Annotated in this window: 18 protein-coding genes; 8 read left to right on the top strand and 10 right to left on the bottom strand. The window is 50.5% G+C overall.

The window, feature by feature from the left end:
- Positions 1-151: 151 nt before the first annotated feature.
- From M3630_RS17195 to M3630_RS17185, 3 genes are all read right to left on the bottom strand, one after another.
- The gene (locus M3630_RS17195; protein WP_173611764.1) at positions 152-1,576 is read right to left on the bottom strand and encodes an aldehyde dehydrogenase family protein; all 1,425 of its coding nucleotides are present in this window, start codon (positions 1,574-1,576) and stop codon (positions 152-154) included.
- A 27-nt stretch (positions 1,577-1,603) separates the two neighbouring features.
- A complete protein-coding gene (gene gabT / locus M3630_RS17190; protein WP_251252862.1) occupies positions 1,604-2,953 on the bottom strand; it encodes a 4-aminobutyrate--2-oxoglutarate transaminase in 1,350 nt (449 codons plus the stop codon).
- 202 nt (positions 2,954-3,155) lie between these two features.
- Positions 3,156-4,559, bottom strand: a complete 1,404-nt coding sequence (locus M3630_RS17185; protein ID WP_173611801.1) for a sigma-54 interaction domain-containing protein — start codon at positions 4,557-4,559, stop codon at positions 3,156-3,158.
- A gap of 144 nt (positions 4,560-4,703) precedes the next feature.
- Between M3630_RS17185 and M3630_RS17180 the strand changes: the two genes are divergently transcribed.
- On the top strand, positions 4,704-6,242 hold the full coding sequence (locus M3630_RS17180) for a hypothetical protein (protein ID WP_251252861.1): 1,539 nt from the start codon (positions 4,704-4,706) through the stop codon (positions 6,240-6,242).
- Between the two features lie 47 nt (positions 6,243-6,289).
- Here the strand turns inward: M3630_RS17180 and M3630_RS17175 are convergent, their stop codons facing one another.
- On the bottom strand, positions 6,290-6,958 hold the full coding sequence (locus tag M3630_RS17175) for a class I SAM-dependent methyltransferase (RefSeq protein ID WP_251252860.1): 669 nt from the start codon (positions 6,956-6,958) through the stop codon (positions 6,290-6,292).
- A gap of 113 nt (positions 6,959-7,071) precedes the next feature.
- On the opposite strand from M3630_RS17175, the gene M3630_RS17170 reads away from it, so the two are divergent.
- Both M3630_RS17170 and M3630_RS17165 read left to right on the top strand, forming a co-directional pair.
- Positions 7,072-7,446 carry a BlaI/MecI/CopY family transcriptional regulator gene (locus tag M3630_RS17170; protein WP_251252859.1) on the top strand — a complete coding sequence of 125 codons (375 nt, stop codon included), beginning with the start codon at positions 7,072-7,074 and terminating at the stop codon, positions 7,444-7,446.
- Positions 7,447-7,450: 4 nt separating this feature from the next.
- Positions 7,451-8,881 (top strand): M56 family metallopeptidase, encoded by a 1,431-nt coding sequence (locus M3630_RS17165; RefSeq protein WP_251252858.1) that lies wholly within the window; start codon positions 7,451-7,453, stop codon positions 8,879-8,881.
- 76 nt (positions 8,882-8,957) lie between these two features.
- Here the strand turns inward: M3630_RS17165 and M3630_RS17160 are convergent, their stop codons facing one another.
- Entirely contained in the window at positions 8,958-9,734 is a 777-nt protein-coding gene (locus M3630_RS17160; protein ID WP_251252857.1) for an arylamine N-acetyltransferase family protein, read from the bottom strand.
- A 58-nt stretch (positions 9,735-9,792) separates the two neighbouring features.
- Positions 9,793-11,547 (bottom strand): sigma-54 interaction domain-containing protein, encoded by a 1,755-nt coding sequence (locus M3630_RS17155; protein ID WP_251252856.1) that lies wholly within the window; start codon positions 11,545-11,547, stop codon positions 9,793-9,795.
- A 252-nt stretch (positions 11,548-11,799) separates the two neighbouring features.
- Here M3630_RS17155 and M3630_RS17150 point away from each other — a divergent pair, with 252 nt between their 5' ends.
- Genes M3630_RS17150 through gcvPB form a run of 3 tightly spaced genes read left to right on the top strand, consistent with a single transcriptional unit; the run spans position 11,800 to position 15,633 of the window.
- A complete protein-coding gene (locus tag M3630_RS17150) occupies positions 11,800-12,582 on the top strand; it encodes an SDR family NAD(P)-dependent oxidoreductase (RefSeq protein ID WP_173611757.1) in 783 nt (260 codons plus the stop codon).
- A 51-nt stretch (positions 12,583-12,633) separates the two neighbouring features.
- Entirely contained in the window at positions 12,634-14,019 is a 1,386-nt protein-coding gene (gene gcvPA / locus M3630_RS17145; protein WP_232773666.1) for an aminomethyl-transferring glycine dehydrogenase subunit GcvPA, read from the top strand.
- A 24-nt stretch (positions 14,020-14,043) separates the two neighbouring features.
- A complete protein-coding gene (gcvPB, locus tag M3630_RS17140) occupies positions 14,044-15,633 on the top strand; it encodes an aminomethyl-transferring glycine dehydrogenase subunit GcvPB (protein ID WP_251252855.1) in 1,590 nt (529 codons plus the stop codon).
- A gap of 65 nt (positions 15,634-15,698) precedes the next feature.
- Here gcvPB and M3630_RS17135 read toward each other — a convergent pair whose 3' ends face one another.
- Complete coding sequence (locus M3630_RS17135) at positions 15,699-16,352, bottom strand: glycosyltransferase (RefSeq protein ID WP_251252854.1); 654 nt, start codon at positions 16,350-16,352, stop codon at positions 15,699-15,701.
- Positions 16,353-16,520: 168 nt separating this feature from the next.
- Between M3630_RS17135 and M3630_RS17130 the strand changes: the two genes are divergently transcribed.
- Positions 16,521-16,946: a MarR family winged helix-turn-helix transcriptional regulator gene (locus tag M3630_RS17130; protein WP_048035355.1), complete on the top strand. Its 426-nt coding sequence runs from the start codon at positions 16,521-16,523 to the stop codon at positions 16,944-16,946.
- 109 nt (positions 16,947-17,055) lie between these two features.
- Positions 17,056-18,447, top strand: coding sequence for an MFS transporter (locus M3630_RS17125; protein ID WP_251252853.1), 1,392 nt, complete (start codon positions 17,056-17,058; stop codon positions 18,445-18,447).
- Positions 18,448-18,458: 11 nt separating this feature from the next.
- Here the strand turns inward: M3630_RS17125 and M3630_RS17120 are convergent, their stop codons facing one another.
- The 3 genes from M3630_RS17120 to M3630_RS17110 form a co-directional block, all read right to left on the bottom strand.
- Entirely contained in the window at positions 18,459-21,134 is a 2,676-nt protein-coding gene (locus tag M3630_RS17120; protein WP_251252852.1) for a YhgE/Pip domain-containing protein, read from the bottom strand.
- 146 nt (positions 21,135-21,280) lie between these two features.
- Entirely contained in the window at positions 21,281-22,264 is a 984-nt protein-coding gene (locus tag M3630_RS17115) for a FecCD family ABC transporter permease (RefSeq protein ID WP_251252851.1), read from the bottom strand.
- Complete coding sequence (locus M3630_RS17110; protein ID WP_251252850.1) at positions 22,261-23,271, bottom strand: FecCD family ABC transporter permease; 1,011 nt, start codon at positions 23,269-23,271, stop codon at positions 22,261-22,263. Before M3630_RS17110 ends, M3630_RS17115 begins: the two co-directional genes overlap by 4 nt.
- Positions 23,272-23,315: the final 44 nt, after the last annotated feature.

Here is a 23,315-nt window from a genome sequence, read left to right as displayed (position 1 = left end):
TCTGCCTCCACACGCTAGACTAACATAACCATCTAAATCAAACAACTTTATGAAGCGGTTTCATATGTGACAATTTATGGAAATTGGGAAAATCGCCATCAAGACGCTATTATCAAAAAAAGACGAGCCTCATCGGGCCCGTCATTCGCTGTTACAGTTTGATCGCGATTAATTTTAGTTCCGTTAATTCCTCGACCGCATACTTGATACCTTCGCGGCCAAAACCACTGTCTTTCACACCGCCATACGGCATGTTGTCCACGCGGAACGTCGGAATGTCGTTGATCATCACGCCTCCGACCTCCAGCTCTTCCGCTGCGCGCATAGCCGCGTGAATGTCACTCGTATAGATACCTGCCTGCAAGCCGAATCGGGAGTCATTTACCGCTTCAATCGCTTCGTCCATCGTCTCAAACGGTGTAACGACTACGATTGGACCGAATACCTCCTGGCAAGAGACGGCAACATGAGCGCCGACATTGGTCAGAATCGTAGGGGCAAAGAGGTTGTCACTGACAGGCTTCCCGCCAGTAACTACGTGTGCCCCTGCTTCTACTGCTTCCTGTACCCATGCTCCCATGCGTTCATGATCCTTGGCGGAGATCACGGAGGACATGTCTGTCGCTTCGTTCAGCGGATCACCCAGCACGAGCTTTTCTGTGCCAGCCTTAAACTTTTCCAGGAACTCTTCGTACTTGCTCTGGTGAATATAGACGCGTTGCAGCGAGATGCACACTTGACCGCTAAAGGAGAAGGCACCCGTCACGCAACGATCAATCAATGCTTGCGTAATTTCCACGTTGTGGTCAATGATCACTGCGGAGTTGGAGCCAAGCTCCAAGGTCACGCGTTTGAGTCCCGCTTTGTTTTTCATCGCGATTCCAACCGCAGGACTTCCGGTAAACGTGATCGCGGCAATTCGGCTGTCAGTGACCAGCTTTTCCCCTACGACTGCGCCTTTTCCAGGCAAAATATTGAGCGCTCCGGCAGGCAATCCCGCCTCTGCGAAAATGTCGGCCAGGATCAGCGAGCTGAGCGGCGTCTGACTCGCTGGCTTCAGCACGACAGTATTTCCTGCGGCAATGGCAGGCCCGACCTTGTGTGCCACGAGATTGAATGGAAAGTTAAAAGGCGTGATCGCGCCAACTACGCCAATCGGCTTGCGTACGGTAAAAGCAAGACGTCCTTCACCGCCCGGTGCTGCATCGAGCGGCACCGTCTCTCCGTGGATACGCTTCGCTTCTTCTGCTGCAAACTTGTAGGTCTGGATCGTCCGAGCAATTTCTACACGACCCGTGCGAAGTGGCTTGGCGGCTTCCTGTGCGAGGATGATCGCCAGTTCTTCCTTGCGTGCCTCCATAATCGCAACGGCCTTCTCTAGTATCAAAGCTCGCTGACTAGCTGGCATTTTCGCCATGACTTTGGCAGCAGCTTTTGCCGCCTTGATTGCCTCGTCGACGTCATGATCGTCTGCCTGAGCGATTTCAGCCAGCAGCTCCCCAGAATACGGGGAGTGGAGCGGCGCGTATTCTTTTGCTTCTTTCCATTGTCCGTTGATGTAGAGATGCTTTTTCATGAGTATGGAGAACCCCCTCGGGCGTTTTTAGTTCGTCACGTATTGGCTTTTCAGAACATCCGTCATAATGTCCAGCGCTTCTTCCAGTTGCTCGTCTGTAATGACCAGCGGAGACAGGAAGCGCAGTACGTTGCTGTGGACGCCAGCAGAAAGCACGATGACGCCAGACTCGCAGCAGCCTTTGGTCAAGCCAGCAACGAGCTCCTTCGCTGGTTGTTTGGTTGTTGGATCGATAAATTCTACGGCGCACATCGCACCTAGTCCGCGCACCTCCGCGATCACAGGGAACTCTTTTTGCAACGCGTGGAAATGCGCTTTGATCTTGTCCCCGATCGCCTGCGCGCGGCCTGCCAGGTCTTCGCGCTCCATTTTCTCAATGACTGCCAACGCCGCTACGCAACCAAGCGGGCTTCCTCCATAGGTACCGCCGATCTCGCCCGGGTTTGGCGCGTCCATGATTTCTGCGCGTCCCGTAACCGCAGAGATGGGCAAGCCTGCCGCTATGGATTTGGACATGGTGATGATATCTGGCTCGATTCCGAAATGGGTGGAGGCAAACATGGCGCCCGTACGACCGAAGCCTGTTTGAATCTCATCGGAAATAAATAGGATTTGATGCTTTTTACAAATGTTATAGACGCCTTGAACGAAAGACACAGGCGGAACGATAAAGCCGCCTTCTCCCTGAATCGGTTCCATAATCACGGCAGCCACTTCTTCCGGTGCAACCTCAGTCAAAAGGAAGTCCTCGAACTGACGCACGCAGAATTGCGCGTACTCATCATCTGTCATGGATTCCGGCTTGTTCAGTGGATACGGGAACTGCGCTTTATACGTAGCTGGAGCGAATGGACCCATCTGGAATTTGTACGGCTTCACTTTGGAAGTCAGTGACATGCCCAAAAGCGTACGACCGTGGAAGCCGCGGCTAAAGGAAATGATGCCTGGGCGTCCTGTGTATTTGCGGGCGATTTTCACCGCGTTCTCTACCGCTTCTGCCCCGCTGTTTGCGAGCATCGTCTTCTTTTCAAAGCTGCCTGGCGTGATTTGCGTCAGTTTCTCAGCCAAGGCCACATATGGCTCATACATCCCTACATGGAAGCAAGGATGAATGTATTTGTCCAGCTGTGCTTTTAGTGCCTCAACAACTTCCGGCGGGCAGTGTCCGGCATTCAGTGTACCGATTGCTCCGGCAAAATCGATATACGTATTGCCATCTACATCCGTTACCAATGCGCCTGAAGCTGACTCTACAAAAACAGGGGTATTGTTGCCGACACCTTTTGGCACGAACTGCTTTCTTTTTTCAATCAGGGCTGCTCCCTTGGGACCTGGCACACCAGCAGCTACGTTTACAAATTGACGTTGTTTGGACATATCGTTTCCTCTCCTCGTTCGAGATGGTATTGGTTGGATTGCTTGCTTGTAAACTCAACTACTATATGTAGCAATACCTATGCCAAACGCCAGAGTTTGATGAAATCGCGTTTTCCGTACTACGTTTACATCAAATTATTCAAAAATGAATCAAAACACCCGAATGTTCGATTCGTTTTTGAATAAACGATTCATTTTTGAATCACCTGGAACGAATCCGATATTTTTGCAGCTTCCGCACGACAGATGGCTGGCTAATGCCGAGAAACTCCGCGATTTCTCCCGTGGTCCGGCAGTGCTCGGATGCATAGCGCAGCCATTTTTCCTCTACCTGCTCCAGTGCTTCCCGTAGCGACATCTTGGAAGTTGCCAGACTCGGCTCCATAGCTGTCTGCTCTTCCCCTGCCAATCTGATTTCAACGGGCAGGTGCGAAGAAGTGATCACGTCTTCGTCCGCTGTGACCACCATTCTCTCCAAAACGTTCTCCAGCTCGCGTACATTGCCGGGCCATTCGTACTGCATCAAGGCATGTGTTACGGCAGGGTCCAGTCGCTTGTCCATTCCGTATCGTTCATTGAGCGAGCGCACGGCGCGTTTCAGGAGAGCCGCGATATCCTCGGGCCGATTTCGTAACGGCGGGACGTGGATCGGGACAACATTCAGGCGAAAATACAGGTCCTGCCGAAACTTCCCTTCCTTCACCATCTTCTCCAAATCACGATTGGTGGCGGCAATCAAACGAAAATCCACGTCGCGGTACTGTGTGCTCCCAACGCGTTGCAACCGTTTTTCTTGAATCACCTTCAACAGCTTGGCCTGCAAGGTCAGTGGCAGTTCCCCCAGCTCGTCCAAGAGGAGAGTCCCTTGGTTCGCCATCTCGATAATCCCTTGCTTGCCCTGCTTGGCGGCACCTGTAAACGAACCCGCCTCATAACCAAACAGCTCGGATTCCAGCAAGCCCTCCGGGATCGAGCCACAGTTGATCTCCACGAATTGCCCACCCGCACGGCGGCTATTGCGATGAATTTCTTTTGCGATCACATTTTTCCCGACACCCGATTCTCCGAGGATCAGGACAGTCGAATCGACAGCCGCGACTTTTTTGATGAGACGCTCAATGGCTTGCATCGGCTGGCTCACTGCCACGAAGCCCTCCTGATGCTTTTCTCGCAGCTCCTCAATCTCGGTTTCAAACTGCTTGAGCTGCTCTGTCAGACCTTCGTAGCGCCGTTTCAATTCCATAATTTCAGTCAGGTCATGCGAATAGCTGATAATCGAATGCATGCTGCCATCTTCGTTCCAGACGGGAAACGCCGTCACCATCAGCTTTCGGCCCCCGGGTATTTCCTGCATGATCGTCTGCGGCGTCTTGGCATCCATGACTTTTCGCGTGACAGATGGAGAAAAGACCTTCCTTTTTTCCAGCTCGATGACGTTCTTGCCCAAGAGCTCTTCCTTCCCGATGCCATACACTTCATAGGACGAATCGCCAACCAGCCGGATGTAGCCCTCAGGGTCCGTGATTAACAAATGATCGCGCGACGTTTCAACAATGGCCTCCAATACGCGGCTCATCCACTTTTCCGTACTCTCTTCTCTCTTCATCTCTTCGCCGCCTTCCACACGCCGTAATGTCCGATCCGTGTTTATTTTTTCATTATAGAAAACAGCAAGAACAACGACAACACATGAAAAATATGTAAAAATAGCCATAATGACAAGCCTTGCGAGATGGAAAGGATGGTAGGAATGACACCCACAGTCGGAGACATCTACTGTGTTTTTGTCGAGAAGCTGCAAAAGTACGCAGCTTGCCAGGTCACATCGATCAAAGAGCCTGGCACGAGTAAATCCAACCTCATCAGTATCCTCGAGCTGGACTGGAGCAGCGATACACTGCCTGATGAATCAGAGCTGTACCAGATGAAGCCCTTATATTGTGACTACTTCTTCTGGGACAATGTGCTCGAGCACAGCTATGTCGATAATGTGGTGCCTAAAGGCTACATAAAAGTAGGGAATATACCCCCTCTCGTGACAGAAGAAACAAGAAGCTACGGCAGTTGGGATGTCGGAGGGAGCCTCTATCGTCAGCATAGATGGAATCAAATTCCCGAAGAGCGTCGCCAGCTATTTAAACAAGCCGCAAAAGATGACACGATGATTTCGTTAGGCGGGGTAAACCTGCGCCGATCAATCAACGTCCTTCATGCCGACATCCTGCAAGGCCTGACGGACATCTCTGAATTGGAAAAGCTCCCTTGCCTGACAAGAATCTATGCAGAGGAGCTCACCGATTCCTTGCTTGCCTTTGTCAAAAGCAATCCGTTTTTACTGGAGCTTCACTTGGAAAAAGCCAATGGCTCCTCTCTTGATCTGACAGGAAGCCATCTCAGTAAATTCTCTCTCCAAAACGCAGACGGCCTGGAGTCACTGCATCTGAACGATTGTCTTAGGGAACTCATACTGGACAAGGGCATTTCATCCAACCTGTTCATAGAAGCCGAAGAGGCCGGGTATTGGCTGACCGCCTCGTTCTCGGATTCGCTGCCGTTACACCGCGGACTTGACCTTTTAGGAGCACTTCGTCTGCGTAATGTGACGGAGCTGGACTTGCAGCCACTCGTCCAGCGGTATCCCTCTCTCCGGGACATCCGTCTATGGGGCAAGCCTGGTACCCTCAGCAATCTGGGCAGTATCAAGCACTTGAAGGAGCTACTGACGTTTACGACCTACGATCTGTTTGGCTTCTCCGGGGACGAGTTCCCTTCGCCTGATCAATGTCCCAAGCTCTCCACGCTCTGGATGACGAGCCTCCCAGCAGAAGCGGCCAAGACCATTAAAGCCGCCTATAAAAAAGAAGTGAAAAATGGGCTGGATTTGTCCATCACCAAGCCGCGCAAGCCCGAATGGCTGGCCAATAATTTGATTAATCCGTTTCGCGATTGGGATGGCAGGGAACACATCTCAAAGGCTCACGCCAACAAAGCCGCCAGTCTCTATAAAAAAATGAACACTGCGATTAACGCGCTCGAAAAGCAAGGCAGCGAAGACGCGACAAATGCGGGAGAAATACGAACTGCTTTGCGTGCCTTGGTCAAAGAGTACACAGAGACTTTCAACAAGATAGACCGACGAACAGGCTTTATTGAAACGGTTGAGCGGGAAGAAATTTTCGTTGTGCTCGATGAGCTGCTTCAGTCGGCAAAACGGAATTTGGCTACTGCAGGTGTGGAAGTAGATGTAGATGAGCTTTTTGCTATTTTTGATCAGACGCGTGATTTTTGAGTGAGAAAAAGACGCCGCCTCTCCAACTGGAAGGCGGCTTCTTGTGCTTAATCATTCTTTTTGATTACCCACGTGCTCATGCAACGCTGTCCGGCTACGTTCACTGTTTTGATTGGCTCCAGGAACAAACCTTGCAGTTTTTCCGTCATGCCCACCATCGTCCGTTCGTTTACGAGAAAACGGGTGCTTCCGTCCGGCAGCAAATAACGTTCGTTCCCCAGTGGCTGTACAGCATCCTCAATCCCAATCGAGGATGCAAGACGCATAAATAGAATGCCTCCTGGCTTCAGAACTCGCCACAGCTCCTCTAGCATCTGGCGAAAATGCTCTTCGTTTTCAGCAAAATGTAGAACGGCATTACTGATGATGAAATCGAAGCTTTCGTTTTCAAAGCCCATGCTCTCAATCGGTTCCACACGAGCGCGCTCCGCTGACCAGTTCGGTGCCAGTTGCGATGCCATTCGCTGTACAGCTTCAATGGCTTTAGCCGATTGGTCAACCGCATACACCGAATAGCCATTTCGCAAAAAGTAGACCAAATTCCGCCCCGAACCGCAACCGGCATCGAGTATTTGCATTTCCTTCGTTACCCGCCCCTTTAACAACTGATCAAACAAGTAAATATCCATATCGCCAAAATGCTCAGCCAGATTCATATCTATCACAGCCTTTATCCGATTTTTCTTCAGTGTACCAATTCGCTCGTCATCTTCCAACGACAGTCACATGGAACAGATTTACAAAAATGATAGTTGACACACGATGATTACAAGTGTAATCTTTAAAACAGAATTCACGACTACAAATGTAGTCAAGGGAGGTTTCGTACTTGGACGAGCAACCGCGAATCTCGGATGCCGAGTGGGAGATTATGAAGGTCATCTGGGCAAAGTCACCCGCAACAGCAGCCGATGTCATCCACGCCCTGCGGGACAACAAGACGTGGAAAGACAACACAATCAAAACCTTGCTCAGCCGCCTGTTGCAAAAGGGCATTCTCACCTATGAGCAGATCAATCGCGTCTACTATTACTCCCCTGTGCTCACAGAGGAAGATTGCAAGCGCCAAGAGCGCCAATCCTTTTTGCAGCGCGTGTACGGCGGGGCCTTAAAGCCCATGCTGGTTCACTTTTTAAAAGAAGAAAAGCTCTCCTCCCAAGAGATTGACGAGCTGAAAAAAATCCTTTCCGAAAAGGAGAAATAAGCTGGTGGATTGGCAATGGCTCACACTCACCCTCAACCAAGCATTTACGTGGACACTGTATAACTCCATCGAGGCCAGTTTTCTTGTAATCCTGATCCTGCTCTGCCAGCAGCTCGGCAAAAAGCATTTCCCCATCCGCTGGCACCACGCCGTATGGTTCCTGCTTCTCTGGAAGCTCGCTGTTCCCTGGTCGATAGACAGCACGATCAGTTTGTATAACTGGCTGCCTACTTCGTCCTGGACATCCGTGCAGGAAGCGTACCCGCCTACGGAACTGATCGTTCTCGCTACTGAGGCTTTGCAACCGCATGAATCTGCCTTCCAACCAGATTCCTCTCTAGCAAACGAAGCGAGCTTTTCCTGGATTAGCCTGCTTTCCCTCATCTGGTTCGGCGGCATCGCTATTTTCGCTATCACCATGACTCGCAGTACATACCGATTGCTCTCTCAGCTAAAAAACGAAGTGTTCGTACAGGATGAAGTTGTTTTGCGCGTCTTTTCCCAATGCCAAAAACAGATGGGCATCACCAAATCCATTCCCCTGCGCATGAGTCATCAGATGACAAGTCCTGCCTTGATGGGAATCTGGCGACCGCAAATCTGGCTGCCAGCAAAACTGTTGGACAAGCTCAACGAGCACGAGCTGCGCCACATCTTTTTGCATGAGCTGGCGCATTGGAAAAGACGAGATATTCCTGTGAACAGCATCATGAGCGTGCTGTTGATCCTCAACTGGTTCAACCCGCTGTTATGGTACGCCGCTTCCCGCATGCGTCAGGACCAGGAAATGGCTTGTGATGCCTTGGCTTTGAGCTATTTGCAGGAGACGGAGGTACCTCGCTACGGATACACCATGATCAAAATGCTCGAGCTGTATGCCCAGCCCAAACAAATCCACTTCACTGCCGGGTTCTCCAGCTCCAAAAAACAGGTGAAAAGGAGAATAGAAATGATTCGTCACTTTCAAAAACGGGCGTATACGTGGACCCTATCTGGTATCGTGGTCGTCTTGGCTTTAGGCGTCTTCACTTTGACCGATGCAACAAAAGCACTTGGGAACGAGCATGCCTTCGTCGTCCCCGCAGAAGGTACACTCAAAAGTCCTGTTGACCAAACAATGGGCTTGAGAATCGTAAACGACCTGAATACGCCCGTTCAGGCAGCCGCCGCAGGTAAGGTACTCAAAGCTGAGTACGATACAAAAACAGGGAAAGGCAACCAGGTCATTCTGGAGCATGAAGGAGGTTATCAAACCGTTTACTCTCATTTGGAAAAGCTGGAGGTCACCGCTGGCGCTACTGTGACCCAAGGCCAGCTCATTGGGCTGTTGGGAAGTACGGGACGCAGCACAGGACCGCATCTTGCTTTCCAGGTTCTCGAAAATGGTATACCCGTTGATCCGATGAAGCTGCTTTTGAATGCGAATACACAGTAGTAACCCCATTATAAAACCCATCAGGTTAAGAACATCTGATGGGTTTTCATCGTTTTTAATCGCTTCTGCTTTTTTCTTATAACCCAAAATGCTGCTTCGCCAGCTTTTTAGATCGTTCCTCATCAATCGTCTCTTTCGTCATAACACCATCCACCCATTGCGTAAAAGAACTATTCGTCAACGTGACATTGCCTCTCTCTGTAAGCTGCGTAAGCAATGGGCTTTTGTTGAAGGGAGACTGTTCATGTTCAGCGATGATCGTCTGAATCTCGTTTAACTCCGTTTCATCCGTCACCAGCTTCTGTGAATCAAACGTATAGCCGGTCCTCCAGTCCGTATCCTTGTGCCGCAGCTTCATTTCGAGTACATAATCGCCATACTCCGTCTGCTCTTTCTTGATCCGAAATTCACCATTGCGCGAAGAGACGGTCTCCCCTGTTAACGGAACAGGCTTCAACGGCAGGTTCGAGCCGAAGCCCGTGTCGAGCAAATACGTTTGCCCCTCATATGTAAGCAAAATCGTGGCATGCGTTCGGCCAATCGTGTAATAATCGCCAACGTCATGCCTGTAAACAACTCCACGAATCAGATGAGCGTCAAAGCCATTTTCCAACAAGAAGTAATACAGTATGGGATTGAGCTCGTAGCAAAGACCGCCTTCGTTTTTGACCAATATCTTCTCCATGATGGACTGTCTGGAGATTACGCTCGTTCGCTCTTCCACAATGCACAGGTTTTCAAAAGGAATCGCCAATGCTGTCAGATCAAGGAGGCGATCCAATGTATCGAAGGTAATCGTTTCATTTTCAGGCATACCGATTCTTTTCCGAAATAAAACATTCAGCTCACTCATGCTTCTTCCTCCCCCTATCGTTTCTCCCACAAGTTTACACCAAGCTCCTGCCGAATTCTTAAATACCGAGCAGCTTTAGCTTCCGATACAAGGTGCGGAGCCCGATCCCGAGTTCTTCTGCCACTCGCTGCTTCCCTTTCAAATCACTGCCGTGCTTTTGCAACGAAGCGCGAATGGCGTCCGCTTGTGCATCGGCGACTCTCGCTTTGATAGCTGGACCTGAATGCGAAGGAGCCACTGGAGGACATGCACGAAGGCGCGGAGGCAAGCTGTCAGCAGTCAGAACCGTGTCTTGCTCCATGTTCATGGCGTACTCGATGGCGTTTTCCAGCTCCCGCACATTGCCCGGCCAGTGATAGTCCATGAGCAGGTTGATCGCCTCTCGTGCTATTCCGAAGAAGGTGCGTCCAGCTTGCTCTCCGTGCTTTTCCATAAATGAAACGGCCAGGAGCTCGATATCTTCCTTGCGCTCTGCGAGTGACGGGACCTGTATCGGAATGACGTTCAACCGATAGTACAGATCGGCACGAAACACTTTTTTCTCCACGAGCTCCTCCAGGTTCTGGTTCGTCGCCGCGATGATTCGTACATTGATGGGAAATGATCGCGTGCCGCCGATGCGTTCCACGACCTTTTCCTGCAAGACACGCAGTAGCTTTGCCTGTAACGATAGCGGCATATCGCCTATTTCATCGAGAAAAAGCGTACCTCCCTCTGCCATTTCGAACCGTCCTGGCTTTCCTCCCTTTTTAGCTCCAGTAAACGCGCCGTCCTCGTAACCGAACAATTCGCTTTCGAACAGATTTTCCGGAATGCTGGCGCAATTGATGGCGACAAACGGGTAGTAAGCGCGCGTGCTTGCCTCGTGAATCGCTTTTGCCAGATGCCCTTTGCCTGTCCCTGTTTCGCCGGTAATCAGTACCGTGGAGCTGCTGTTACCGATTTTCATCGCCATTTCTTTGACCTGCTTGATGGCTGGGCTGTTTCCTACGATTTGAGCAAGGCTATCCGCTTTGCCGGGCTTACCGCTCCCTTGATGATCCATCAGACGCGGAACGGTTAGCGATCCCCTCTGCACGCGAAGCACGCCGCCGATGAGCTGATTGTTAACGATGATCGGCGTGGCCTCGGTCGGAGCATCCAGCTTGTCAACGAGACAATTGGCGATCGGCAAGGAATGCGCGGTCATCCCGGATAATGACGGTAGCAGCATCCGTGAAACCTCCGCTGGCAGCAGCTCATGCTGGGACAGCAGTCTGCGCGCGCTGGCATTCGTGTGAATGACATTGCCACTTCGGTCAAAGGTGAAATACGCATCGGCGACGGTATCCAGTGCCCCCTCCAATAGCCGAATGGTGTCATTAGACGATTCGATCTGTCTCGTCTCATGGGACTGTACTATCGCCGTAATCATCTCGCTGACTTCTGTCAGGATTTGCTGGTATCTCTCTGTATGCCTGGAGAGCCGATTTTGTCCCTCTTTCGTAAAGGATGTGAGAGAAACGACCCCGATTGCATGATTGGCTACCTTAATGGAAGTGAGCAGCTCGACTTTGGCAGGGCAGCTGTCGAGAAAACGGCACCCTTTGCACATTTCCATGGAGCCGGGTTTGTCTACGACATACTGTCCTTTTGCCAACACGAATTCAATCGAGGGCACATGTACATTTTCGCCTTTTTGTTTCAAGTAGCGCTCCGTACTCACGACCAAGAGACCGCGCTCGTTAATCACCGCTGCATCCACGTTCAATATATCTGAAATGCTTGTAATGACCTTTTCGATGGCTGGTTTGCACAGATCCAACGAAACCATGGATATCCTCCCTGCTTATTGTCCTTGCTCTCCATTTTACGAAATATTTAGATAGTTCACAAACGTTTTGCCACTGATGTTTGCCAATCATGACAACTCATTGCCACTTTTGTCACTGTCATAACGGTACGAAACACAGGCGGAACCTCGTTTTTTGCGGTCCAGTAAGGAGCATGTTGCCCAGCGGGATTCACTTCTCACTTGGCACAGTGTTTGCATTATAAACTTTTCATCTAGGGGGAGTGATCAACCATGGTAAACACGAACGAGGTATTCAATCTGCAAGGAAAGGTAGCCTTGGTGACAGGTGCTGCTTCCGGTATCGGACTTGCAACAGCGAAACGACTGGCCCAATTCGGAGTAAACGTTATGCTGCTTGATATCAACGAGGAGCTAGGGGAAAAGGCGGCACAAGAAATCGTAGCAGAGGGCGGGTCAGCCCGTTATTTTACATGCAATGTAGTTTCCCAACAGGATTGTCGTGAAGTAACGCAAGCGATCGAGGAAGCGTACGGTCGCATCGATATTTTGTTCAACAACGCAGGCGTGATCAGAAGAAAAACGGTCGTCGAGCTGGAAGAAGACGATTGGGATCTGGTCGTCGATGTCTCCTTGAAGGGCGCTTACAACCTATCCAAATTCGTCATTCCGGTCATGGCGAAAACAGGCGGAGGCAGCATCATCAACACAGGCTCTGGCTGGGGCATCAAGGGCGGTGACAAGGCTGCGGCCTACTGCGCGGCAAAAGCAGGCGTCGTCAACCTGACGCGGGCAATGGCGATTGACCACGGTCCGGAAAACATTCGTGTGAATTGCGTATCACCTGGCGATACCGACACACCTCTGTTGCGTGAAGAAGCGCGCCAGCTGGAAAAGGAAGAAGGAGCATTCCTCGTCTCCTCCGCCCAAGGGCGTCCGCTGGAGCGTCTCGGTTCTCCGCAAGATATTGCCAATGCTGTCCTGTTCTTTGCCAGCGATCTGTCATCCTGGGTGACGGGTTCCGTACTGGTCGTCGATGGCGGCGGTTTGGCTTAATTTTTCATTATTCCGACTGAATATTCCAACGAAGAGATGGAGGAACCTGAGATGAGCGTACAGCGTTATGCCCACCCGTATATTCCGAATTCTGCACCTGCAGTCAAAGAGAAAATGCTTGCCGAAATCGGCTTTTCCAGCATCGAGGATATCTATGCGGACATTCCCGAGGAGCTGCGCCTAAAAGAAAAAATGAACATCCCGAAAGCTTTGACCGAATACGAACTGGAACGCCACGTCAACCAGCTCATGAACAAAAACAAAACAACGAAAGAAAATATCAGCTTCCTCGGCGCAGGCTGCTGGCCCCATTTTGTTCCGGCTGTCTGTGATGAAATCAACTCCCGTGCAGAGTTTGTAACGGCGTATGCTGGTGAGCCTTATGAAGACAAAGGGCGCTTTCAGGCGTTGTTCGAGTACCAAAGCCTCGTAGCTGAGCTGGTCGATATGGATGTTGTGAACGTTCCGACCTTTGACTGGGCACAGGCTGCTTCTACTGCTCTGCGCATGGCAGCACGTATCACCAAACGCACAGAGCTACTCGTCTCAAAAAATATCCATCCCGACAAGCTTTTGATCATCAAAAACTATACGTCTCCTGATCTTACCGTCACCTTGATCGACTTTGAGAACGAAACAGGCAGACTCGACCTCAATGATCTAAAAGGAAAGCTCAGTGTAGATACAGCAGCGGTTTATTTCGAAAACCCGACCTTCCTCGGCTCCGTGGAAGTAAACGGACAGATGATTGCGGACTTGGCTCATGCAGCGGGTGCCATTTGCGTAGTCGGCGTCGATCCCATCTCTCTCGGCGTGATGGAAGCTCCGGCGAATTACGGCGCGGACATCGTGTGCGGAGATTTGCAACCGCTTGGCGTACACATGCATTACGGCGGCGGACAATCCGGCTTTATCGCGACGCATGACGACCCGACCTACGTCATGGAATATCCGTCCCGCCTGTTCGGAATCGCTCCGACAGAGGTCGAAGGCGAATACGGCTTCGGAGATGTCGCGTATGACCGCACCTCTTTTGCCAAACGTGAAAAAGGTAAGGAGTCCGTCGGAACGCAAACCGCGCTATGGGGCATCACCGCAGGCGTGTACTTGGCGACGATGGGACCAGTGGGCATGGAAGAAGTCGGGCAAGGCATCATGCAACGCTCCCAATACGCCGCCAAGCAGCTCTCTTCCATTCCCGGGGTCGAGGCCAAATTCGCCGCTCCTTTCTTCAAGGAGTTCGTGATCGACTTCTCGCAAACAGGCAAAACCGTCAAAGACATCAACGCTGCACTTCTCGCCAAAGGCATTTTCGGCGGAGTTGATTTGACTGAACACTACCCGGAATTGGGTCAATGTGCACTCTACTGCGTCACGGAGGTCCATACCCAGGAGGATATTGATACGCTCGTTACTGCCATGAAAAGCATTTTGTAAAAACGAAAAAGGAGGAAACCGCCCATGAAAACATCCGAAGGAACAATCGACAAAATGAAACGGATTCCGAGAGACCATAAGGTACGCCGCTTCCACCAAGCAAAGTGGGATGAGCCTGTCATTTTCGAGCTGAGCCAGCCCGGTGAGCGTGGCGTCGAGGTACCACCCGTCGAGCCACAAATCGTAGAGACCGTAGGCGATGGCATTTCTCAGCTGCCAGACAGCCTGCGCCGGAAAAAACGGCCGAATCTTCCCGAGATCAGTCAGTATCGCGTGATCCGTCACTACTCCCGCATCTCTCAGGAGGTTCTGGGGTCGGATTTCAACGTAGAGATCGGGCAAGGCACCTGCACGATGAAATACTCCCCGAAAATCAATGAACGCTTCGTGCGCTCGCCGAAAATGGCGGAGCTTCATCCGCTGCAAGACGAGTCCACTGTCCAAGGGATGCTGGAGATGACGTACCAGCTCGATTTATATCTTCGCGAGATTTCGGGAATGGACAAATTTTCGTTCCAACCGGGCAGCGGCACACAGGCGTTGTTTACCCAAGCCTCTATCGTGCGCAAATACCACGAATCTCGCGGCGAAGGAGAGCAGCGCAACGAGTTTATTACCACCCATTTTTCCCATCCGTCCCAAGCCGCGACGGCCGCAGTCAAAGGCTTCAAAATCATCTATGTACCTGCCGATGAAAACGGCTACCCTGATCTGGAAGCGCTAAAGGGCCTCGTCTCGGAGCGAACCGCTGCCTTTGCCGTAGCGAATCCAGAGGATACAGGCATTTACAACTCCCGCATCAAGGAGTTCACAGACGTCGTCCACGCCGCAGGGGGACTGTGCTGCTACGATCAGGCAAACGCCAACGGCTTGCTCGGCATTACCCGCGCACTGGAAGCAGGCTTTGACATATGCTTCTTCAACCTGCACAAAACCTTTTCCGTGCCACACGCTTGCGGCGGACCTGCAACAGGCGCTATCGGGGTCACTGCCGAGCTTGCGCCATTCCTGCCGGGACCGATCGTAGATTTCGACGGAGAGCGTTACTTTTATAAGCGTGACTTGAAAAACAGCATCGGAAAAGTCCGCAGCTTTTATGGGGTACCACCTGCTGTCCTGCGCTCCTACGCTTGGGTCCGTGCACTTGGAGCTGACGGCTTGAGGGAAGTCGCCGAAATTGCTTGCCTCAACAACAACTATCTCTATCACAAAATCCTGCAAATCCGTGGTGCGAGTGCTCCGTATATACAAGGCAGACGTCTGGAGCAGGTTCGCTATAGCTGGCAGCAGCTAAAAGAAGACACAGGCGTCACGACATACGATGTTCAGCGCCGCATGGTCGACTTTGCCCACCATTACTGGACCAGTCACCACCCGTACGTCGTGCCGGAGCCGTTTACACTGGAACCGACGGAGTCCTACTCCATGGCAGAGCTCGACGAATACATCGCGGCACTGACCCATATTTCACAGGAAGCCTATGAGAATCCGGAGATTGTCAAAACAGCGCCGCATAATAGTACAGGTCACCGTGTATTAGAGTCCGTGCTCGATGATCCTGATCAATGGTGCATCACATGGAGAGCTTATTTGAAAAAGACGGCACAAGGATAAAAAGAAAGAAACGCCAGCACGGAATACGATAAGTGCTGGCGTTCATTTCGTTAGAGAGGTTTCTTTTAGAACTGATTCGGGAACTGCTTAATGATGCCTGCTGTCAGTACATCAGCGAATGAGATGATATGATCCTCACCTTGATCAAACGCAGCAATATCCGCTTCCCAGTCTTTTCTCAATCTCGCCTGGAGATTATCAGTGAGCAGCTTCAGATGCACGTACATCATCTCTTTTAGTTCTTTCTCGTTCCAATTGGGGTTGGCACTACTCAAGAACTTGGCGATCTCATCCGCATTCCGGTGCCAGTCCTTATCCAGCTTTGCCACAGTAGCCTGATCACCTTTTTTGGCTGCGTCAATGATTTTGCCGCCAATGGTAATATGAGCCGTCAGCAATTCGGTAAGCTTTTTACCTGCTTCTTCTCCGTAATACGGCTTGATTGCGTTCCCGATATCCACCTGGTTTTTCAAGAGTCGTGCCTGTACGGCGTCTTTGTCTTCCAGCCCTGCCAAGGCGCTTACCATATAGGTGTGATCCCACAGCAAATGATCAATCCAGAGCCTGCGCATATCGCCTTGTAGTTTTACTTCTTTCGGCTTTATACATTCTGCCTGCTTTACATTTCCTTGCGATTCCTTGGCTGCTGCCATACCGGGCACACCAAGCAATGCCACGCAAATCATCAACAATGTTACTTTCCTGAGCATTGGAGTCATCTATTCCTTCTCCTTTTTGATAAGTATTAAATCCCGCTGTTATTTTGAGCAAATTTGGCTTTTTCATGCGTCCAACATATCATCCCTGCAAATTGACACTTTTCGGAAGCATCCTTATAGTTGTCTTATCAACAGTTGCACTGACTGCCTAACCGAGGAGGTTTCGCAATGAAATTGGATGAGTATATTGGCGTCATCGTGAAACGAACGGATTTAAAACTGAACAACTATTATCAAAAAGTATGCAATCCGTATAACATCACCATCGATCAGTGGATGATTTTTGTCGTGTTATGGGAAGAAGAAGGTCTGACCCAGAACGAATTGGCGGATCGTACCTACAAGGACAAAACAAATATCGCACGGATGCTCTTTCTCATGGAAGAAAGAGGGTTCATTCATCGCGAAACAGATAAAAAGGATCGTCGCTCTCTACGTGTCTATCTGACGGAAAAAGGGCGACTTTTAAAAGACGAGGTCCTTCCTCCCTCCATTGAAGCGTACGAGAAAACCATTGCAGGATTGACCGAAGAAGAAGTGAACCAATTTCGAAGAACACTCAATATCATTTATGAGAACGTAAAAAACTTGTAAAAACAAAAACCATTGCAGGCTGTCATTTTTTGTATATAATTAGTTGTTGTAGCAACAGTATTTATAACAACTTTCAAGGCGAAATATATACAAAAAAGGAGTGAAATTGATGAGCACAGAAGGGATTTGGAGCACGCATTACCGGGCATTGACGATTGGTATCATTCTTGTGGTGACTGCTACAGCATTTGAAGGCTTGGCTGTCACGACAATCGCCCCCGGTCTTTCCCGAGAGCTACAGGGTGAGGATCTCTATGGGTGGGTATTCAGCGCTTATTTGTTGGCTCAGCTGATTGGAACCGTGGTCACAGGTCAATTCGTCGATAGAAAAGGGCCTGCCCAGCCTTTTATTGTCACTATCGTGCTCTTTGCCCTTGGCATTGTAGTTGCTGCAATTGCGCCTGATATGCTTACTTTACTGCTTGGACGAGTGATGCAGGGATTCGGAGCCGGTGCCTTGGTCAATTGTGTGTATACCATGATTACTTTGCGTTACCCTGATTCTCTTCGCCCTCAGATTCTTGCTGTCTTCTCCAGCGCTTATATCCTTCCAGGCCTGTTCGGACCGTATGTCGCCGGGATTATTGCTGAACAGTTGTCGTGGAGATATGTCTTCTGGTTGATCCTTCCCTTTATCTTTCTGTCTGCACTCTTAACCACTCCCTCTTTCCGAGGCTTACAGTCGCCAAAAGCAAGCACGGCAAACAATCGTAGTCTTCTTCAACCCTTTTTCTTGGCTATAGGGACTGGTGCCTTGCTTTTTGGACTCGGCAAAATTCCCTCGATCTTCGGTTTTTTGCTATCCATCGCGGGTTTGCTTGCCCTTAGTGTCCCGTTGTATAAGCTGATGCCTAAAGGAACCCTCGTCGCACGCCCAGGCTTACCTGCCGTCATGGCGTCTCGGGGTCTATTTGTCGCCGCCTATTACGGCACACAAACGTATCTCGTCCTTGGACTCACTTCGATTTTAGGATTAACCGCCGACAAAGCTGGTTTAGCTGTTGCCTCCGCAGCAATTAGTTGGTCGCTGGCCGCCAATGTACAGGCAAAGCTGGACAAAAGAGATCAGGGAGCTGGTCGCAAAAAGCGAATTATCATCGGTCTCGTCATTATGCTCATCGGAGTCGCTTCCACCGTACCGCTGACGTTGGTTCAACAAGACCTTTTCGGTATCGTGACCGCGATTGTTAGCCAGATCATTATGGGCTTCGGAATCGGTTTGGCTCACCCGACAAGCGGTGCTATTGCGTTTTCTCTGGCAAAATCCGGTGAAGAAGGAAAAGTATCTGCTGAACTATCTATCGCTGATACATTTACGCCTGCGATTGTTATTGGGGTGGGAGGCGCCATCCTATCTGTGATGACTGCCTTTGCGTTTTCACTTTCTATTGGTATTACGGTTTCCCTGCTCCTTCAGACGTTCATCGTCATACTGGGGTTGGTATCTGCTGCCCGACTGGCGACACGTTCTGTACCTGTTCAAGAAAAAAGGACACCTTAAAAAGGTGTCCTTTACCCAATAATCTTGGTCTTCTTCGCATTCTCCATCGACTTTTCAATAATTCCGCTCAACGGACGCTTCAGCGCGAGCGCCACAAACAGGCTGATACCGATAAAGCCAAATAGTACGAATATATCCCGAATCGCCGTTTCCCAGAGAATGCCACCCACCCCTTCACGCAACAGGCTGATCGCATACGTGAAAGGCATGTATGGGTTCAGCGCTTGGAAAAACGGCGCGGTCATGCTGATCGGGAACGTACCGCCCGAGCTGGAGAATTGGAATACCATGAAAATAATCGCTATGCCTTTGCCCACGTTGCCGAAGACGGACACCAGCGTGTACGTAATCGTGACGAACACCAGGCTGACCAGCATACCGAATAACACAAACGGAGCTTTATCCGCTACATAGGCCCCGAGGATGTAAATATCACCAAGTGTGACGAACAACGCTTGAAATAACCCGATTGTCACAAATGTCCCCAAGCGACCGAGGTACAACTGATACGGCTTGTATACGCCGCCTGGATTTTCCGCATTCGGCTTCAGCAGGGAAATCAACAAGGTCGCGCCTACCCAGAGAGACAGCACACCGTAAAACGGCGACATGGCCGAACCATAATTCGGAATCGGGTATAGGCGGTTTTCCTTGATCTGCACGGGACTTGAGAGGAATTCGCTCTCCTTTTTAATGTCGCCGCGCAATAGCTTGGCAAGATCGGCGAAGTTGTTGTTCGCCTCGACTTCTCTCAGCTTGTCAGCCGCATGCCCAATGGCACTCTCCAGCTTAGGCAGATCGTCTCTAACCAATGCAGCAACTCTATGGACTCCTGTCTCCACTTCCGGGAGCTTGTAGCGCACAAAATCAGCCAGCTTGGTCAAATCTGCCTCCGCTTTGGGCAAATCATTCTGGACAAATGCTGCCGCCTCGTTGAGCTTTTTCCCGATGGCAGGAAGATTGCTCTTCAGGAATGGCCCTGCTACGCGAATCGCATTTGCAAAAGCATCCGACTTGCTTCGGAGCGTTTGTGCTAGCTCGTGGACGTGCGCCCGTATTTGCGGCATCTCCTGCTGGATTCGCTTCAATTCTGCCAATCCCAGCTCCAAGCCCGTCTTTGTTTCTTGGAGAATCGCTTCGATATCCGGAAGTTTTTCTTTGGCCTTATGCAGTAGATCAGCAGATTCTCCTGTGATCACCTTTAGCCTGTCAATGCCCTCGGATATTTTCGGGACGATTTCGCTATCGTAACGGGACAGGATGTCTCCCAATTCTGCACTGGTGTTTTTCGAGAGCTGATTCAGGCTCTCCACCAAATCTTTCGCAGGCTGTTTGCCGTTTTCCAGCGCGCTTGCAATCATGCCGAGAATCTCGATTTGCCGGTTCATTCTGTTCTCAATCGTACGCAGCCGCTCTGCGAAATGACTCAGTGGCTGTCCTGGAATATAACTGTTTACTTTCTCTACAATCGATGCGGTATGCCCCAAAACATTCGCAGCCCTGGATAACCTGTCTTTCACGGCATTTACCTCACTGGCAGTAGGCAGGCGATCCGGATTGATTTGCAGCAGCCTGTCCGTAAGCTGTGTGAGGGCATCCGCGGCTTGCTGGGCTAAGATGAGATTTTGCTTGATCAGCGGTGCAATCGTTTCAAAGGCACCGTCATGCTTCGCAAAAAAGTCATTGAGCTGATCGGCAACAGACGCGCCCTTATCAGTCAGATCAGCGATACGCGGCAACGCTTGTTGCGCAGCCGAAACGATCTCAATGGCCTGACTCGCTTTTTCTGTGGCTGTAGTCACTGCGTTTGCGACTTTATCAAAATTTCGATCCAGCTCTTCAATTCGTCCAACGGCTTGCTCAATCACCGGCAGCTTGTCTTCCATCCCGATAATGACAGACGCGGCCTCATTGATTTTCGACCAGTTTTGCTGGATTTTGAGGACGGCCTGCCCTGCTTGATTGATCTCGGGGATTCTTTTTTCCACTTCCAGAATGATCTGGGCTTTCTCGTGAATCTCGGGAAGTTTCTTCTCAATCTCCAGTACTTTTTGCCCTGCGGCATGAATCTCAGGCAGGCTTTTTTCCAATTGGAAAACGCCACTCTCGATTTTGCGGATGGTCGGCAATTGCTCTTCAATTTTAATGCCGATCTCTGTAAGCTTCGTGAGCAAGGCTTCACTGACGCTTTCCGTAAAACTCTCGTTGATCTGCTTGGCAATCGCCGAAACACCTGACGAGGTGATTTTGGGTGCGACGGCGTTCACTTTTTCATTGACCGTATAGATCACTTCGGGCTTGGTCAGGTTGCCATGGACAATTCCCGTGATTCTTGTGGAAAAGTCAGCCGGGATCAGGATGCTGGCATAATAATCGCCCCGCTCCACGCCTCGTCTGGCCTCTTCTTTGTCCACGAAGGTCCACCCTAGTTTCTGGTTGTTATGCAAGCTCTTTATCAGCTCGTCTCCGATGTTGACCTTTTTATCGTCAACCATAGCTCCCTGATCCTCGCTCGTCACTGCCACCTTGACCCCTTGCGTATTGGCGTAAGGGTCCCATACTGATTTGATGTTGATCCAATCGTATAAACAAGGAATGAGAATGATGGCGATGATCAGAAAAATCCCGGTCGGGACCTTGAAAATGTTAATCCAGTCCGTTTTGTAAATCTTCCATATAGACCGCATGTATGTACCACCTGGTAGGAAAGAATGAGTGAAGCATGACACTTACATGACAGTTTACCATGAAAGGAAATGGTCGGGAATGAGCTGTCAGTAGTAGCATGATCAGCTGCACGCCAATTTATGAAGGACAAAAGCGATGGCTTTTTTTACTTTCTCTTCTCTTGACGCACCAAATACAAGAAGTACGGAACACCGATGACCGCAGTCACGATACCCGCGGGAATCTCGATTGGAGGATTCAGTCCCCTCCCCAATGCATCTGCAATGACGAGAATCAACGCTCCCAAAAACGCCGCACCCGGCAACAGATAACGATGCTGATGACCGAACAGCTTTCTCGCCATATGTGGCGCAATTAATCCCACAAAGCCAATCGAGCCAATTGCCGCTACACATGCGCCTGCCAAGGCAACCGCGAGCAGCAAGAGCATATAGCGTGTTTGCACGACATTCAATCCAAGCCCCGTAGAGCTTCCTTCATCCAGACTGATAATGTCCAGCTTACGATGCAGGGCAAAGCTAATAGGAATGAATACGAGCAGCCACGGCAGCAAAGCGTAAATTTCATCCCAACCTTTCCCCCACAAGCTCCCTGCCAGCCAGACAAGAGAATCATTGGCTTGCATCGGATACTTCACCATAATGAATTCCGTCAACGCTTGGCAGATTGCCCCTACTCCCATGCCGACCAAGGCAAACGTAGTTGGCTGTGCACCGCTTTTCCGAGCGAAATAGATGAGGGCAATCGCTACCGCTAATGCTCCCAAAAACGCGACAATCGGGAGAAGAAGTGGTGAAGCCAGCGGAAACAAAATGATGACCACAACCGCGAACAAGCCCGCCCCTTTGGTTACCCCTACGACATCCGGAGATGCCAACGGATTGCGAATCATTCCTTGCAAAATCACACCAGCGATCGCGAAGCCCGCTCCGGCAAGAATCGCGAGCAGCGCCCGCGGCAATCGATAGTTTTCAATCATAAATGTAAGCGACGAAGGTTCGCCCATGATCACTCGGATCATTTGATCAGGGCCGATAAAGATCGGGCCGATCCCCATGCTAAGCAACGCTGCCACTATGACCAGGGCACCGAGGCCAACCAGGAGCAGGGTGTTTTTTCGCGAACTCATACCATTTCCCTCCCCTTTTTTCTCGCCAAGTAAAGGAAGAACGGGGTTCCCAAGAGAGCCGTTACAATTCCTACAGGAGACTCAAACGGATAGGAAATCAATCGAGCCAGTACATCGGAGATTGTCACCAGGACGGCACCACCAAGCGCAGACACAGGGATAACGACCCGATAGTCCGTACCCACGAGCCTCCTTGCGATATGCGGAACCATTAATCCGACGAAACCAACAGCTCCGGCGACAGCAACAGAGGCGCCTGCCAAAATAACGACCACAACATAAGACAGCAGTCGGACGCGGGCGATTTTTTGTCCCAACCCCATCGCGACTTCCTCCCCCAGTCGAAACACTGACAAAGAGCCGGACAGCCAGATCGCCAGCAGGAGTCCCGCTATCGACCATGGCAAAATCAATTGCACATCCGTCCAAGCCACTCCGCTAATAGAGCCAGACAACCAGTACAATACATTCGAGATGTGTTCGTTAAAAATGATAATTCCCTTCGTAATGGAGGTGAGCAGCAGGTGGATCGCCATTCCTACCAAAGCAATCTTGAGATTGGTCATCCCGCGGGAAGCTGCGAATCCAAAGACAACAAGTCCCCCGACTATCGCTCCAGCAAAGGCAAAATAGATGAGATTGGCTTTCCCGATATCCGGTAAAAACACAATCGCGAGTACAACCACCAAACAAGCCCCCGCATTCACGCCAAATACTTGCGGGGATGCCAGTGGATTGCGGGTAACGGCCTGCATCACGGCTCCTGCCACAGCCAAATTCGCCCCAATGATAGCTCCCAGCACAGCTCTCGGAACGCGGATGGTCTGGAAAATCAAGAGCTCTTTGGAGTATTCACCAGATAACCAATGCGTCACTAATGATCGAATTTGCAGCGAAGCTACTCCGGTAAACAAGCTCAGCAACAAACCAATGAACAAGAGGATTGCCAAGCCGATTGCAATGAGGACGAAGGTACTTTTTCGTTGTCGTGTCGTTGTTTTCTGCAATACAAGCCACCTCGATCAACTACGACGTGCAGGAACACGGAAAA

This window comes from Brevibacillus sp. MER 51, assembly GCF_023714195.1.
Taxonomy (GTDB): domain Bacteria; phylum Bacillota; class Bacilli; order Brevibacillales; family Brevibacillaceae; genus Brevibacillus.
This window is presented reverse-complemented; position numbering and strand designations above follow the sequence as displayed.

Coding starts and splice junctions, on each gene's coding strand:
- M3630_RS17185 (WP_173611801.1), bottom strand. CDS start 4,559: ATGAAGAGAGAAGAGAGTACGGAAAAGTGGATGAGCCGCGTATTGGAG.
- M3630_RS17120 (WP_251252852.1), bottom strand. CDS start 21,134: ATGCGGTCTATATGGAAGATTTACAAAACGGACTGGATTAACATTTTC.
- M3630_RS17155 (WP_251252856.1), bottom strand. CDS start 11,547: ATGGTTTCGTTGGATCTGTGCAAACCAGCCATCGAAAAGGTCATTACA.
- M3630_RS17125 (WP_251252853.1), top strand. CDS start 17,056: ATGAGCACAGAAGGGATTTGGAGCACGCATTACCGGGCATTGACGATT.
- gcvPA (WP_232773666.1), top strand. CDS start 12,634: ATGAGCGTACAGCGTTATGCCCACCCGTATATTCCGAATTCTGCACCT.
- gabT (WP_251252862.1), bottom strand. CDS start 2,953: ATGTCCAAACAACGTCAATTTGTAAACGTAGCTGCTGGTGTGCCAGGT.
- M3630_RS17115 (WP_251252851.1), bottom strand. CDS start 22,264: ATGAGTTCGCGAAAAAACACCCTGCTCCTGGTTGGCCTCGGTGCCCTG.
- M3630_RS17135 (WP_251252854.1), bottom strand. CDS start 16,352: ATGACTCCAATGCTCAGGAAAGTAACATTGTTGATGATTTGCGTGGCA.
- gcvPB (WP_251252855.1), top strand. CDS start 14,044: ATGAAAACATCCGAAGGAACAATCGACAAAATGAAACGGATTCCGAGA.
- M3630_RS17180 (WP_251252861.1), top strand. CDS start 4,704: ATGACACCCACAGTCGGAGACATCTACTGTGTTTTTGTCGAGAAGCTG.
- M3630_RS17150 (WP_173611757.1), top strand. CDS start 11,800: ATGGTAAACACGAACGAGGTATTCAATCTGCAAGGAAAGGTAGCCTTG.
- M3630_RS17195 (WP_173611764.1), bottom strand. CDS start 1,576: ATGAAAAAGCATCTCTACATCAACGGACAATGGAAAGAAGCAAAAGAA.
- M3630_RS17130 (WP_048035355.1), top strand. CDS start 16,521: ATGAAATTGGATGAGTATATTGGCGTCATCGTGAAACGAACGGATTTA.
- M3630_RS17160 (WP_251252857.1), bottom strand. CDS start 9,734: ATGAGTGAGCTGAATGTTTTATTTCGGAAAAGAATCGGTATGCCTGAA.